Genomic DNA, 13,361 nt, shown 5'->3' on the forward strand with positions numbered 1-13,361 from the left:
GCCGCTGTGTGAGTGAGCAGGTTCTTGGGCCGGTTTCCCGTTTGGCCTGGCAATTGCTTGGACAAAGACAAGCGATTCTGAGCACGCACGAGCAGGAGCCATGACAGCCTCGCCAGATAGACAATCCAAACAGCGGTGGTGCGTCCGCCGCAGGTCAGTATCGACATCCTGGCCGACCAATATTCTAGCGTATCCGCAGGCAGGCCCGCGGTCCTCCGACATCCCTATTAAGCCACGCATGCTCTATCGGCGCTCACCTTGCCGAAAAAAGGGACTATTCCTGCGCCCGCCAGCGGTCACCTAAATCGGTCGGCCGACAGCCAGGCATACTCGCGTCGCGTTCCTGCACCGTTCTGACAATTCCCATTCTTCTGAGACGAAGGACAACGACATGCTGCATTCTCAAAAGTCCATGAAGGGTGGAACACGGTCTTTTTCGCCGCTGCGAAGCGCACCTAATCGGCCAACAGCAGCCGCCCGCAGTTTAGCGGCGAAGAGGTCAAGGCCCCACACTGATGTGCCGAATGAAAAAGCCAGTGAGCGTGCAAAGCGCGTCACCTTCAAGGCCGTCATCACTTCTTGTGTCCTGTTGTCGGCGCCATCGTTCGCTGCCGAGGGGAAGGGCCCATTTTACATCGACAATGGGAACATCGTGGTTTCCGGCGAAATCGGTCTTGCCGACATCAGGGCCCAGGAATTTGTCTACTGGAAGCACGACTGGCACAATCACAAGGTCAGCCAGCTGGATTGGAAGAGCATAGAGGTCACTCTGCTGACGGTTGGGGTCAGTGCACCCATCGATAAGGAATGGAGCCTAAAGAGCAGATTCGATGTCGGTATTGGCGGCGACGGGCACATGCTCGACCGCGATTGGGCCAGCAAGCTCCACGACAGCTGGAGCGGCCGCGCGGTTATGCCCGATACCGACCTCGATCACTATTTCGCCGGTTCGATCGAGGTTGACCGGATCGTCGGCAGCAATGAGACCGGCAGTCTCGCGGTCGGTGCGGGCTTGCGCTATACCGATGTTAAGTGGACAGCCTTTGGGGGATACGGCATCGAATCCAGCGGGGATCCGCTCTTTCGCGACCGACAGGAAATCTGGTCGGGAAACCATAAAGTCATCAGCAATCGGCAGAAAATTCCGGTTGGCTTCGTGAGCCTGAGCGGCGAACAAGTCCTCGGTGACCTTAGCGTCAGTGGCGGCATTCGAGCTGGCCTGAGCATCGGCTTCGAGGACATAGACGACCACTGGGGCGAGCATCGCTTTTACAGTGACCTATACACAGCACCGACGATGGGAGCCGATATCGCGGTTAGTTACGCGGTAACGCCATGCACCTCGCTGTATCTGCGGGGGTCCTTCGATCGGGTGTTTCACACCCGCGGCGACGAAGAAAGCTTAGACACCGACAAAGGGCAGCTCAAGGGCCCGTGGAAAGACAGAGTCGCGGCGACGTTCCAAGCCATGTCAGTCTCCTTTGGTCTCAAGGCCACTTTTTGAGGATGCTGAGACATGCACCTTTGCCGAAGCGCCGAAGGAGGCCGAGACTGCTATGGGCGCTCGATCGCTTCCAGCCATTGCCTCAGCCGAAGCGGCACGCTCACCGCGTGACGTATTCACGATCGCTGGGCGCCGGTGCGCTTACGTTCTTGATTGTCGGGCCGTGATTTATCCATGGTCGCGCCAGCGCCGACAACCTTGCTAAAACCCGCTCCCGACGTACGATGATAGCGGGGTCGTTCACCAAACCTGTCTGGATTGCGGACGCTTCAGATCAGCTCGGGCCGCCATCGGGCATGCCAGACATTGTGTCTGGCGGGCCAATAAGCTGGCGCATCGCCGCAAACCCGCTTCGTCGCGAGGACGCGCTTTTCCAGGGCGCTGCTAAGATCGGATTTTGCCGCGATATGCGGCGCGGGACGGTACCCGCCGCGGATCTTCATCTACTCAAACGAGCACCGGGCGGCCCGATTTGCAAGACATGTGGGGCTTCGCTTGGGTCAATACCTTCCGTTCGTCCGCCACGGCATTGCGAACATGCTTGGGCGATGAAAAAGCTGCCAGTAGATTTTCGGGCTATTGCGGCGGATGGATTGCCAGGTGCGCTGCGAAATTCCCCCTGGGCAAGTTGCTGTCCCTGGCGCGCAATTCGGCAGGGACTTCCGGCTGGAGGTCCTTCGTCCCCGAGTTCCTGGGTGACATTTTCGTCGGCCCCGGGGTCGCGTTGGCTGAGGAAACGGAGCCTCCGCCGGATCTTGCCTCAGCCCGCATCGCCGTATGCTGGCACAAATGCTCCCGCCCGCAGGATGAGGCGAAGCGCCCCGGTCCATATCTCGCCACTGGCACTGCCGCCCGGTGTCGGGCTGCCGTCTTTTTCTTGTCGGAACGCCAGTCAGCCGGCGAACAATTCCCTGTAGCCTGTCGTCACCATCCAGTTCGCCCGATCGAGATGGCTGCGGGCCGCATTGCGGGCCCGTTCCGGTTCGCGTTCGGGATCGATGCCGAGGATCAGCTGCGCCATTTCCTCGTAACTGGCACTGTCGGCGGCGGCGTCCAGGAACCGCATATAGGTCGTAAAATGCCCTTTGTCGTAGGCCGTGAGGCTATCCGACCAGGGAACTTCGTCTTGCATTTCGATGTCCAAGTGCTTTGTGCGAGTTCGGCTTCAGGGCGCGTCTTCCACGATCCCAGATGTGTTTTGAGCGGCTCACTATAACGAATAGGAACGATCGTTCCTAGAACGATAGTTCCGGTTCTGGTCCGTATATCGCCATGGACCTCAAAGAGGTGATGGCGATCAACATGCGTCGCGTGCGCCATCATCAGGACCTGACGCAGGAGGACTTGGCGGCTCTCGCGCAGCTCAGCATGCGTTATGTGGGCTCAATCGAGCGCGGCCGCGTCTCCGCGAGCGTAAGTGTCCTGGGTCGGCTCGCAAAAGCTCTTAATGTTGATCCTTGCGAATTGATCAAGCCGCCCCGGTGATCAAGCAATCCATATTCCCCGTCGGCATGACTCGTTAATGCATGTCGCCCAGAAGTGTGCAGCGGTTCTGGGACAACGACATGCATCAAAATAAAGACCTAAAAGCGCGTCGCCTGAATCCGTTTCAGCGCGACGCGCTCTGGATGGCGGCGTCCAACCCCTTGAACTGAGCGGCGGCTGCGCGCAGACGGCGCTCACCGGACGCTCGGGAAATCGAACCTGCTCGGCGATGCGCTCGGCCCGATGGCTGCGTCAGCCGTTTTCCGGCGTGACAGCAAAAGAGCTATCGTTGAGAGGTCGACAGCCAGGAATGATTGTGGCCGATTGTTTAATAGTCGCTTCGAAGTTCCGCAATCGTTAAACAATGTTGTAACGAAAGTTTCACAAAACTAGCTTTTATTGTTAGTTTTATTGTGTAAAGTGTTATAGATATGCTTCGATTTGGTTTCGGTGATGCTTTGGTGATCTGGGGGAAGATTGTAAGACATATTGGGTCGGCTACGTTATTGATCTCAGGTCGGCAACCGGATTCATAACTATGATAGGAGATGTGACCATAACCGCGAACTCTAACAATGGAACTCGCCAAGCATCCACCGCATCGGCGTTGCGGACTCTGGTATGTTCGAATGAAATCGCTTTCCTTATGGAAGCCCACGACGCCCTGTCGGCGTCGGTCGCGGAGGCCGCCGGCTTTCGAGGTCTGTGGGCCTCAGGACTGTCGATCTCGTCCTGCCTGGGCTATCGCGATGCGAACGAAGCGTCGTGGACTGAGATCGTCGATGCTGTGCACAGAATCGTCGAGGCCACGCAAATACCTGTTCTTGTCGACGGCGACAGCGGATTCGGGAATTTCAACAACGCGCGTCTGTTCGCGCGCAAGCTGCACCAACGCGGGGCGGCCGGTGTCTGCGTCGAGGATAAGAGCTTCCCAAAAAAGAACTCGTTTGTCGCAGACCGGCACTCACTCGCTGAGATCGGTGAGTTCTGCGGACGTCTGCAGGCTATTCGGGACCACGTGCCGGATCCGGAATTTGTTGTGGTCGCGCGGATCGAGGCACTCATCGCGGGGCATGGTCAGGATGAGGCGCTGACGCGGGCACATGCTTATGCTGACGCCGGTGCCGACGCGATCTTGATCCATTCGCGCAAACCAGACGCAGCGGAAATTCTCGCCTTTAGCCGCGCCTGGAGGAACCGTCTTCCGGTAGTGATCGTCCCGACCAAATATTACCGCGCGCCGGTCGCGCAATACAGAGCCGCACAAATCTCAACCGTGATTTGGGCGAACCATAATATGCGTGCTGCGATCTCGGCCATGCGCCAGGTTTGCGACCGCATCATCCGCGAAGAGAGCACCGCCGGGATCGAGCGCGACGTTGCGACGCTCGAAGACCTCTTTGATCTGCTGAAATATCAAGAGCTCTCCGCGGCCGAACAAAAATATCTGCCGCATATAGCGAGCGGTGCCCGATAAACGGGCCTGACTTCCCAAATCAAGGCAAGGAGGCGCCGATGCTTGCTCGACGCACAAGCTCGTTCGGTTCATCTGGAACCGCCGCGGCGCGGGCCGCCGCAAGACAGGCAGCCCACAGCCGCCAAGAGGTGATCGACCTGACCGCTGGCGAGATCTGGAGCGAGCTCGCTCCGACCATTCGCGACGGCGCGATCAATGCTATCAACAACGGCGTCAATCGTTACACCGATACGCTCGGCATGATGGAATTGCGCGAGGCGCTGGCGCGGAAGGTCTCCTTCGATACGGGCCAAACCTTCAAAGCCGACGAGATCGCGGCAACGACAGGCGCCAAGCAAGCGCTCTTCAATGCGACCATGGTGCTGCTGAATCCAGGCGATGAGGTGATTATCCCTTGTCCCTACTGGACGACGTTCTCGGCCCAGGTCGTAATTGCAGGTGGCAAGCCGGTTTTCGTCGATACGCGTTCCAACGCATACGTCCCTCGGATCCAGGACATCGCTGCGGCATTGACCGAAAAGACCCGTGCGATCGTCGTCAATACGCCCGCCAACCCGTCGGGTGCGGTCTACGATTTTGATACGCTGACGGCGATCGCCCATCTGGCGATCAACCGCGACCTGTGGGTCATTTTCGATGAATGCTATGCCAACTTCGTCTACGGCCATCATGTGCATCACCCGATCGTCTCGGTTGTGCCCGAAGTCAGGTCTCGAACAATTATCGTCAACGGATTCAGCAAGTCGCTGGCCCTGACGGGCTGGCGGATCGGCTATCTGGCGGCTCCAAAGGAAGTTGTTGATGCCGTCAGGGCCTTGCAGTCCCATACCACCTCAAATCCCAATGTGATCGCCCAACATGCGGTGCTGGCTCACCTTGAGCGGGGAGACGGCTGCCATGAGAGCAAGCTGGGCTTGCAGCTGGCAAGTTCCAGACAGATCGGTCTCGGCATCCTCTACTCATTGAGGCGGATCCCCGCGCCTCGGGCGCAGGGCGGCATTTATTTCTATCTTGATCTTTCCAAGTTGCGACCCGCATTCAAGAATGGTCAGGCGAGCGCCGATGACGTTGTGACCTCGCTCCTTGCCGACGCCGGCGTCGCAGCTGTATCGGGCACCGCCTTCGGCGACCCCCTCGGTCTCCGCCTGTCCTATGGAATTCCTCCCGAACAACTCCAAACCGGGCTAACCCGGCTGGTTGATGTCCTCAACAGCTGGAAATGACACCACGAAGAAAGGGGGATCGACATGCCTGTCGCCGCGCCCAAGAAAGCCGTCATTCTCGCCGCCGGAATGGGCTCACGTCTGCGCCCGCTGACCGATCTGCGGCCGAAGCCCCTGATCGAAGTCAACGGCACATCGATCCTGCACAATGCGCTGCGAAACCTCGCAGCAATCGGCGTGGAAGAGGTCATAGTCGTCGTGGGCTACCGCAAAGACGCTATTCAATACGCATGCGGCAACCGCTTCCACGGCATCGAGATCACGTATGTGGAGTCAACGGTTTTCGAGCGCACCGGCAGCGCCTATTCGCTTTGGCTAGCCCGCGATATGCTGCTTTCGGGGGATTGCTATCTTCTCGAAGGCGACGTCTTCTTTGAACAGGAAGCACTCCACTATCTTAACATAGCCGATGCCACCGACGTTGCCGCCGTTGTAACGTTCGACGCTACGATGCAAGGGTCGGCGGCGGTCATTTCGGCGAGCGGATTGATCTCGACTTTCCGCACAAAGCAGACCGCGGCAGATCTTGCCGAAAGCGGGCCCAAGCTCTTCAAGACGATGAATCTACTGCGTTTGGCCGCGTCTACCCTTAGAGGCCTCATCGTTCCCGCGCTCGACGAGGTCATCGGCTCAGGTGCTACTCAGGCGCACATAGAGGAACTTCTTGCCTATCTGGTGGAAAGGCGCGGGCTCCAACTGGCCGCGGCCCGTTGCGATGGCGTGAAGTGGTGCGAGATCGACAGTGCCGAGGATCTGCAAAGCGCGCACAGCATCTTTGCTGATGCCGCGCAGCCGCTCCACCCCGCCCGGGCGTAGCGCCTGCGATAATCAGCAAAGGGAGGTCTCGATGATCCGCCTGCTTGTCGATCCGGCAAATGCAATCACCGCCATGGGCCTCGCACTCTCCTCGATCGGCATCGATTTCTCGATCGCTGGGTTTCCGGAGATCGGCATGGCAATCGTTTTGTGGGCGCTCTTGGCTGATCATTTCGACGGTGTCGTCGCGCGGCGAATGCGAGGCAGCCGTTCGGCGGAAACCGCAGAAGTCGGCAAGAATTTGGACTCACTCGCCGATCTCGTCAGCGCTGGAATTTTTCCAGCCGTGACCCTGATCGTCGTCGGGCACGGATCGCCACTGTGCGTTGTTTGCGGAGCCGTTCTCGTCGTCGCCAGCGCCTTGCGGCTGAGTTTCTTCAACGTGGTCGGGTCTCCGACAGGGCGGTTCGTCGGAGTGCCGACCAGCTGGGTCATGCCGGTGACGGCGATTGTATTCTTGCTTCGTCCCACTCTCCCCGAAAGTATTTTCGCAAAGCTGTTCGCATTCCTCCTCATCCTGCTCGCCATTCTCCACGTCTCGCCGGTTCGCGTGCCTAAAACCGCGGGCTTCATGTATTTGGTCGTGACGGCGTTTTGCGTCGTTGCATCCGCGGCGCTCGCATTTCGGGGCGCGTCTTGAGGTTGGCGGAAAGTGCCGCGAGCACGGCAGGCCGACGTGCCCTTTGTGTCCGGGCGACCGTGCTCAGCCATTGCGGCAGGCCGACGTAGGGCTGAACAATCGATAAGGCATGTCACATCGCGCTTTGTTTCCCCATTCGTCCATCGCAAATGTTGCATGACGCAACTTCGCGTTTGGCCCTGTCGTTCCCGAGGTCGCTCGCCGCTACGTTCGCAAACGACGACAGCCACGACTTCAAGCTTCTTGCCCCTTGTCGGCACCCACGAAACCCAGGGAGCGCCTCATGAGCCGTCCGCGAACCAGCGCAATCGATCTTTCCACCGCGCTGCCGCCGTGCCCATCTTTTCTGGGAGAGGCTTTGTCTCGATCCCTCGTCGAACTGGCCTCGCAATCGCAGCTCCACTGGCGGATCCGGAAAAATCGGCCCGGTGGAGAGGAACGGGATCGCGAGATCGGCTCCATATGGATAAAGCCGCGCGTCGGTGAGATCCTCCCCGCGGATCGCATCCTGGTGACCAACGGCACCCAAAACGCGCTCGTCGTCATACTGCGGCACTTGTGCAAACCGGGTGACGTCATTGTGGCGGAAAAGCTGGCTTATCTCCTGATACGTCCGATAGCCTTGTCGCTCGGCCTTATCGTAATCGGTGTCGAAATGGACGCGGAAGGGGTCGAGCCGGCCGCGCTCGAGGCTGTATGTCGGCGAGCCAGTCCCAAACTTCTCTACTGCACCCCGACAGTCCAGAATCCCACCACGGCAGTCATGTCAGCAAGTCGGCGAGCCGAAATTGTCCGCGTGGCACGAGCGCACAACATTGCGATCATAGAAGACGATGTGCTCGGCCGTCTCCATCCGGAAGCACCACCATCACTGTACGCCCACGCCCCGGATACCACCTGGTACATTATGAGCGTTTCCAAGTGCTTCGCGATGGGCCTTAGATTGGCCTATCTGGCGATACCCGAGGGCCTCGCGGCGGCAGATGTATTCAGGCCGCATCTAAGATCGTCGTCGATGTTTGCCAACTCTTTGTCCTGCGAGCTCGTTGCGCATTGGGTCGAAGGGGACAATGCTGGGCAAATCGTCGACACCGCGCGTGTCGAAGTCACGGCAAGGCAACAATTGGCCCTGCAGCATCTTGGCCGATCCGGCGCCAAAACCGTGCCGGGGGCTTTGCACTTCTGGATAGAACTGCCTCAAAACGCGAGCTGTGACGCAGTCGTCGAAGCCGCTCTGGCGGCTGGCGTCCAGATTAGATCCGCCAGGGTTTTTTCGGTGGACGATCAGCCACCTCCCAATGCGATCCGCGTGGCGATTACAGGTCCCCAGGATCACGCGCAGCTTCATGCCGGTTTGTCGATCGTTGCGGAAATCCTTTCCGACCATCTCTCACACGACCCACCATGAAGACGTTAAACAGTGCATCCATCAAGACAAGGAATACGGGAAATGAGCACGACAGACCGTCAAATAATGACCACCGCGCCTGCGGATCTGTTTGCGGGAGCCGCTTACTATTTTGCACGCTACCAAGCAGACTATCCGGCCGCGATGTTCGATTTCTTGACACAAAATTACCTTTCTGGCCGAGAGCCGGCCGTCTTGCTCGATCTTGGCTGTGGAACGGGCCAGATCAGTGTTCCGCTTGCTCGATTTGCCGATGAAGTCATCGCCGTGGACCCCGATCAAGGTATGATCGATGAGGCACGTCAATACGCCGCCAGGTCCGGCGCTCGCAACGTCTCCTTCGTGACTGGAAAATCCGAGGAGCTTGGCTTGGACATCGGCCCGTTTTCACTGGTCACGATAGCGGGCGCGTTCCATTGGATGGATCGGGAGCGGGTCCTGAAGTACCTCGAGAAGGTGGCGGCGCACGACTGCGCTATCGCTGTCATTTCGAGGCACCGTTCGAACTGTTCACCCGATGATTGGTGGTTGGAACAACTCGCCTATACCGAGGCTTTCTGGGGCGGTTTCTTTCCGGCGGGCAGCGAAGGTATCCGACCTGCCTTGAAGGTCGCGAATGGTGTCATCCTTGCCCGTTCAGCCTTCAGCGACATTCAGGACAAAAGCTTTCCTTACGAACATCATTGGGATCTGGATTCGCTCGTCGGCTATATCTTGTCCACCTCCAAGGCTTGCCCCGGGGTGCTCGGCGACCGACGGCCGGCATTCGAGGATGGCTTGCGGTCCCGACTCTCGGCGATGTCGCCCACCGGGACGTTCATCGAGCGCGGCGTCGCTTCTTTGCTTTTGGCAGCGCGGCCATAACGAGCAGTGTCTCGCCCGTATATGGCGCGCATCATCTCAGCTTCGTTCAGCATGTCGCGCCGAGGCTTGGCGGGACATGCTGAACGGCTGACATCATGCAGAAACCGCTTCCAGTTTATATGGCAACTGCTTCAAACGACCATGGAACTCACGAGCGCCATAGCTCAACATATGGTTGGCATGATCATAAACGAGCCGAACGCCCTTATCGACGAAGGACCCCACGTCGCTATGGTTGACGAGCGTGCCGCAGATCTTGCCTGCGTCCACTATCGTTTTGATCGCACGATCGACGATTTCGGCAACGGCTTGCGGCTTGTTGCCTTGCTGCCATTCGTAGGTGATGGGCTGAGCGCCGATCGTGAGGGCCAGGTCCCCAGGAGCAACCAAATAGGCGTCGACGCCTTCGACGGCCATGATTTGCGGCAAGTTGTTGACTGCCTCGATGGTCTCAATCATCAGGATAAGCAACCGGTCCTGGTGATCGAATGGCGCGGAGAACCTGAACCGGTCCACGATGCTCTGCGCTACTTTCGCGTCCGACACCAGCGGGATCATCAGACCATCGACGCCGCATTCGAGATACTTGGTCACCATCCATGGCGAGGGATCTTCCGGCCGCAGGATCGAAACGATTCCCGACAGACTCGAAGCGCGCGCCATCTCTTCCACCCGTTCCGGACCGGCCGAACCGTGTTCACAGTCGATGAGGACGGCATCGAACCCGCATTCAGCCAATTTTTCCACTAGGCTGGGCGACGGATGACTGGAGTGTACCAGGGTGCCGAAGCCCCCGGAACGGAGTTTTTCTTTTAGCGCGCGAGAGGCCGACAAGTCACGCTTTAGGAATGATGCCATTTGATAAAACCTTTTGATTGAGGAGTGGTTGGGATCAGGTCGGTCAATGCAACGGCAGCAGACCGGAGACGTCACGTCCCATCTGCTCCAGTGCCTGCTTGGGTGCGACTTTCAGCAAAACCACCGACGCCAGGTGGTTCTTTATCACGGTGGTGATCTTGACTGAGTTCTCGCCCGGGAACGCTTCCCATGGTCCCATCACCGACAACGCCGGGATCAGCGCCTGGAGGTTGGGACGCGATGCATAATATTCCCGGAGCGCTTCGGTCCCGAGCGCGAGATCGTTGGCCGGGAGATAAGCCGTGTGCGTCGCCACGATCGTCTGCCCCGCGACACCTGAAGCGAACTTCATGAACTCCCATGCCTTTTGTCGCTGCTCCGGATCCTTGGAGAACATGATGCTGATGGGTCCGGCGGCGGGCAGGTGACCGGCTTCATTGGCTACCGGGAACGGCCGCATCGCAATTTGAAACTGTCCTTCGGCGCGTTTGGCGATAGCCGCATAACTGCTGCTTGAAGTACACAGGATGCCGATCTGACCCGCGGAAAATGCCTGTCGTGCCTGATCGCGTGACATGTCCGTTCGCGCTTGTCCGCATGCGCCGAAATCCCGCAAAATTCCAAGAGCGGCGAGCCCTTCGGGCCCGACAAATCCGACGTTGCGTTCGTCATCGGCCAAGATGCGGCCGCCAAACCCATTCAAGAGGCAATGGAACGTCCAGTTGCCACCGTTGTCGTACTCCATAAACGCGCCCACGACCTGGCCTTTGCCCATGGCATCGAGTTTGCGGCCCAGCGCCGTGATTGCTTCCCAGGAGTCCGGCGGCTCGCTGACGCCAATTCGCTTCAAGAGGTCGAGGTTATAGAGGATCACCGGCATCGAGACCGCAAAGCCAAGGCCACGCATGCTTGCTCCAAAGCGGCCGATTCGTGTCACGGCCGGTGAGAAACTTTGGCTCCAACCGGCCTCGTTGCGCTGGTAACCATCCAGGCTTTGCGCAAGCTTTCTGTCGGCAAATACACGAAGACAGTTCGGGCTGATGAAAAGGACGTCCGGCAGTTCCCCAACCATTGCCGAGCGCAGCACGGTGGTGATGGCGGTCTCATCCTCTCGAATCGAGGTGTCTATGTTCAACGCAACGTCATGTCCCGCCTGATAGGCAGCTCCCAGCGCGGAATACATGTCGGCGAATATGGAGGGAAGCGCGACGACGCGCAGTGCATCCGAGGGCGCCGCGCGCGCGACAGACCCCGTGGTAAGGAAGATGGATGATGAACCGGCGAGAAAATGGCGCCGCGTGATTTCGAACATTGGTTGATCCTCATTGTATTTGTGAGCTGCGTTCATTTCACCGACCCACCAGTCATTCCCTCCACGAACCACTTCTGCGCGGCCAGGAATGCGATGAGCAAAGGGGCGACGACCAGCGTCGATGCGGCCATCAATGGGCCGTAGTCATTCCCGGCCTCCTCGTTCTTGAAGGCCATGATCCCGAGCGGCGCAGGCATCAGGTTGCCGTCGCGCACCGCAATCAGCGGCCAGAAAAGATCGTTCCAGTGAGCGACAACCGAGAAGATGGAAAACGCGATGACGGCAGGCAGCGCCATCGGCACCATGATTTTCCAGACGATGGCAAGTTCGCACAGGCCATCAAGCCGAGCCGCGTGGACAATGTCGTTCGGGATCTTCTTGAAGAATTGGCGCAAGAGAAAAATACCGAACGGCGAGACGACGTATGGAATAACCAGGGCCAGGTACGTGTTCAGGATGTCGAGCTTGTAGCAGAGGATGAACAAGGGAAGGGACAGCACCTGGTGCGGCAGAAGCAGCCCGACGAGAACCATGGCGAAAATGAAATCGCGGCCCCAGAACTTGAGCTTGGCCAGAGCGTAAGCTGCCGGCGCGCACACGAGAATTTGTGCTGCCAGGATCAGCGCGCAGACAAGGAGGCCGTTGCCCATGTACCGCGGCAGAGGCACCGAAGTGATCGCCTTGGCGTAATTGTCGACACCATAAAATTGTGCGGGAAGGACCGAGAAGGTCGCCCGAAAAATCTCACCAGGCGATTTGAGCGACAGGCTGACCATCCAAACGAAGGGTACGAGAATGAATGCGGACGTGAGGACCAGCACGCCGTGGCGCAGGATGGCGGCCGCAGGAGAAAGGCGGATCGCGCTCATTGATAGTGTACCCGTTTGTCCATGCTACGCGCCTGGAGCAACGTCAGCGCCACGACGATTGCGAGAAAGACGATGGCGACCGCGGCGCCATAGCCCGCGCGCAAATATTCAAAACTTTCCCGGTAGATCGTGAAAAGCAGCATTTCCGAGGAGTGGCCCGGGCCGCCTTGGGTCAGGATCTGGATCGTGTCGAAGGTTTCGAAAGCTCTGAGCGCCACAACGATGACGACGAACATGGACACCGGTCCAAGCATTGGGATGGTGACCGTTCGCAGGCGATCGAGCCAGTGATCGGCCCCGTCAACATCAGCGGCGTCGTATAAATCGAGCGGGATCGACTTCAGCCCCGCCATGAAGAGCACCATGGCGTAACCGAGATTCTGCCAGATGCCGATAACGGCGAGGACAGGCAGGGCCGTCGTTTCGTCACGCAGCCAGTTGGCGACAGGTAAACCAAGGGCCGCGAGGCTGTGGTTGACCAGGCCGATGGTGGGATGGAGCAAGGCCTCCCACGAGATCGCCATTGCAGTTGCCGTGGCCATGAAGGGCAAGAAATGAACTGCTCGATAAAGAGCGCGGCACGAATGGCTGCTCTCTATGAGCAGCGCGATCAAAAGTCCCGCAAGGACGGTTCCCGGAACAACCATCGCTACATAGACGACAGTGTTGATCAGCGACGCTCGAAAACCCTCGTCAAAGATGACTTCGCGGAAGTTTGCGAGGCCGACGAAGGAAAGCGAGCTGGCGCCGAACTGCCAGTCGCTAAACGCTATGACAAAGACGCCGACAACCGGCAGGAAGAACAGAACGACGAGAAAGATGAGAGCAGGCGCAATCAGTGCCCAACCCCACATTGCCTCATGCAACGAGTGTCTTCGTGGCAGCGAGACGCGCGACGATAGCTT

At 58.7% G+C, this 13,361-nt stretch carries 13 protein-coding genes; 8 read left to right on the plus strand and 5 right to left on the minus strand.

What is annotated here, in order from left to right:
- Nucleotides 1-391: 391 nt before the first annotated feature.
- Nucleotides 392-1,504, plus strand: a complete 1,113-nt coding sequence (locus RFM52_RS17480) for an omptin family outer membrane protease (protein WP_320292941.1) — start codon at nt 392-394, stop codon at nt 1,502-1,504.
- An 892-nt stretch (nt 1,505-2,396) separates the two neighbouring features.
- On the opposite strand, the gene RFM52_RS17485 is transcribed toward RFM52_RS17480, so the two are convergent.
- Complete coding sequence (locus RFM52_RS17485) at nt 2,397-2,636, minus strand: DNA -binding domain-containing protein (protein WP_320292942.1); 240 nt, start codon at nt 2,634-2,636, stop codon at nt 2,397-2,399.
- A gap of 140 nt (nt 2,637-2,776) precedes the next feature.
- Here RFM52_RS17485 and RFM52_RS17490 point away from each other — a divergent pair, with 140 nt between their 5' ends.
- The 7 genes from RFM52_RS17490 (at nt 2,777) to RFM52_RS17520 (ending at nt 9,417) form a co-directional block, all read left to right on the plus strand.
- The gene (locus RFM52_RS17490) at nt 2,777-2,989 is read left to right on the plus strand and encodes a helix-turn-helix domain-containing protein (RefSeq protein ID WP_320217193.1); all 213 of its coding nucleotides are present in this window, start codon (nt 2,777-2,779) and stop codon (nt 2,987-2,989) included.
- A gap of 538 nt (nt 2,990-3,527) precedes the next feature.
- Nucleotides 3,528-4,466 (plus strand): phosphoenolpyruvate mutase, encoded by a 939-nt coding sequence (aepX, locus tag RFM52_RS17495; RefSeq protein ID WP_320292943.1) that lies wholly within the window; start codon nt 3,528-3,530, stop codon nt 4,464-4,466.
- A gap of 38 nt (nt 4,467-4,504) precedes the next feature.
- Nucleotides 4,505-5,689 carry an aminotransferase class I/II-fold pyridoxal phosphate-dependent enzyme gene (locus RFM52_RS17500; RefSeq protein ID WP_320292944.1) on the plus strand — a complete coding sequence of 395 codons (1,185 nt, stop codon included), beginning with the start codon at nt 4,505-4,507 and terminating at the stop codon, nt 5,687-5,689.
- Between the two features lie 24 nt (nt 5,690-5,713).
- Nucleotides 5,714-6,505, plus strand: coding sequence for a phosphocholine cytidylyltransferase family protein (locus RFM52_RS17505; protein WP_320292945.1), 792 nt, complete (start codon nt 5,714-5,716; stop codon nt 6,503-6,505).
- Nucleotides 6,506-6,536: 31 nt separating this feature from the next.
- Nucleotides 6,537-7,145, plus strand: coding sequence for a CDP-alcohol phosphatidyltransferase family protein (locus tag RFM52_RS17510; protein WP_320292946.1), 609 nt, complete (start codon nt 6,537-6,539; stop codon nt 7,143-7,145).
- A gap of 283 nt (nt 7,146-7,428) precedes the next feature.
- Nucleotides 7,429-8,553: an aminotransferase-like domain-containing protein gene (locus tag RFM52_RS17515; RefSeq protein ID WP_320228027.1), complete on the plus strand. Its 1,125-nt coding sequence runs from the start codon at nt 7,429-7,431 to the stop codon at nt 8,551-8,553.
- 42 nt (nt 8,554-8,595) lie between these two features.
- Nucleotides 8,596-9,417, plus strand: coding sequence for a class I SAM-dependent methyltransferase (locus RFM52_RS17520; RefSeq protein WP_320292947.1), 822 nt, complete (start codon nt 8,596-8,598; stop codon nt 9,415-9,417).
- Between the two features lie 93 nt (nt 9,418-9,510).
- Here the strand turns inward: RFM52_RS17520 and RFM52_RS17525 are convergent, their stop codons facing one another.
- From RFM52_RS17525 to RFM52_RS17540, 4 genes are read right to left on the minus strand one after another with little or no spacing between them, the layout of a single operon-like run.
- A complete protein-coding gene (locus RFM52_RS17525) occupies nt 9,511-10,275 on the minus strand; it encodes an HpcH/HpaI aldolase family protein (protein WP_320292948.1) in 765 nt (254 codons plus the stop codon).
- A 43-nt stretch (nt 10,276-10,318) separates the two neighbouring features.
- Nucleotides 10,319-11,587, minus strand: coding sequence for an extracellular solute-binding protein (locus tag RFM52_RS17530; protein ID WP_320292949.1), 1,269 nt, complete (start codon nt 11,585-11,587; stop codon nt 10,319-10,321).
- Between the two features lie 32 nt (nt 11,588-11,619).
- On the minus strand, nt 11,620-12,456 hold the full coding sequence (locus tag RFM52_RS17535) for a carbohydrate ABC transporter permease (protein ID WP_320222804.1): 837 nt from the start codon (nt 12,454-12,456) through the stop codon (nt 11,620-11,622).
- Complete coding sequence (locus RFM52_RS17540; protein ID WP_320293752.1) at nt 12,453-13,310, minus strand: carbohydrate ABC transporter permease; 858 nt, start codon at nt 13,308-13,310, stop codon at nt 12,453-12,455. Before RFM52_RS17540 ends, RFM52_RS17535 begins: the two co-directional genes overlap by 4 nt.
- Nucleotides 13,311-13,361: the final 51 nt, after the last annotated feature.

The sequence above is a fragment of the Mesorhizobium humile genome (assembly GCF_033977215.1).
Classification (GTDB): domain Bacteria; phylum Pseudomonadota; class Alphaproteobacteria; order Rhizobiales; family Rhizobiaceae; genus Mesorhizobium; species Mesorhizobium humile.

Excerpts from the sequence above, each read along its gene's own strand:
- RFM52_RS17490 (WP_320217193.1), top strand. The coding sequence starts at position 2,777 with ATGGACCTCAAAGAGGTGATGGCGATCAACATGCGTCGCGTGCGCCAT.
- RFM52_RS17505 (WP_320292945.1), top strand. The coding sequence starts at position 5,714 with ATGCCTGTCGCCGCGCCCAAGAAAGCCGTCATTCTCGCCGCCGGAATG.
- RFM52_RS17535 (WP_320222804.1), bottom strand. The coding sequence starts at position 12,456 with ATGAGCGCGATCCGCCTTTCTCCTGCGGCCGCCATCCTGCGCCACGGC.
- RFM52_RS17530 (WP_320292949.1), bottom strand. The coding sequence starts at position 11,587 with ATGTTCGAAATCACGCGGCGCCATTTTCTCGCCGGTTCATCATCCATC.
- RFM52_RS17500 (WP_320292944.1), top strand. The coding sequence starts at position 4,505 with ATGCTTGCTCGACGCACAAGCTCGTTCGGTTCATCTGGAACCGCCGCG.
- RFM52_RS17520 (WP_320292947.1), top strand. The coding sequence starts at position 8,596 with ATGAGCACGACAGACCGTCAAATAATGACCACCGCGCCTGCGGATCTG.
- RFM52_RS17525 (WP_320292948.1), bottom strand. The coding sequence starts at position 10,275 with ATGGCATCATTCCTAAAGCGTGACTTGTCGGCCTCTCGCGCGCTAAAA.
- RFM52_RS17515 (WP_320228027.1), top strand. The coding sequence starts at position 7,429 with ATGAGCCGTCCGCGAACCAGCGCAATCGATCTTTCCACCGCGCTGCCG.
- RFM52_RS17480 (WP_320292941.1), top strand. The coding sequence starts at position 392 with ATGCTGCATTCTCAAAAGTCCATGAAGGGTGGAACACGGTCTTTTTCG.
- RFM52_RS17485 (WP_320292942.1), bottom strand. The coding sequence starts at position 2,636 with ATGCAAGACGAAGTTCCCTGGTCGGATAGCCTCACGGCCTACGACAAA.
- RFM52_RS17540 (WP_320293752.1), bottom strand. The coding sequence starts at position 13,310 with ATGTGGGGTTGGGCACTGATTGCGCCTGCTCTCATCTTTCTCGTCGTT.
- RFM52_RS17510 (WP_320292946.1), top strand. The coding sequence starts at position 6,537 with ATGATCCGCCTGCTTGTCGATCCGGCAAATGCAATCACCGCCATGGGC.
- aepX (WP_320292943.1), top strand. The coding sequence starts at position 3,528 with ATGATAGGAGATGTGACCATAACCGCGAACTCTAACAATGGAACTCGC.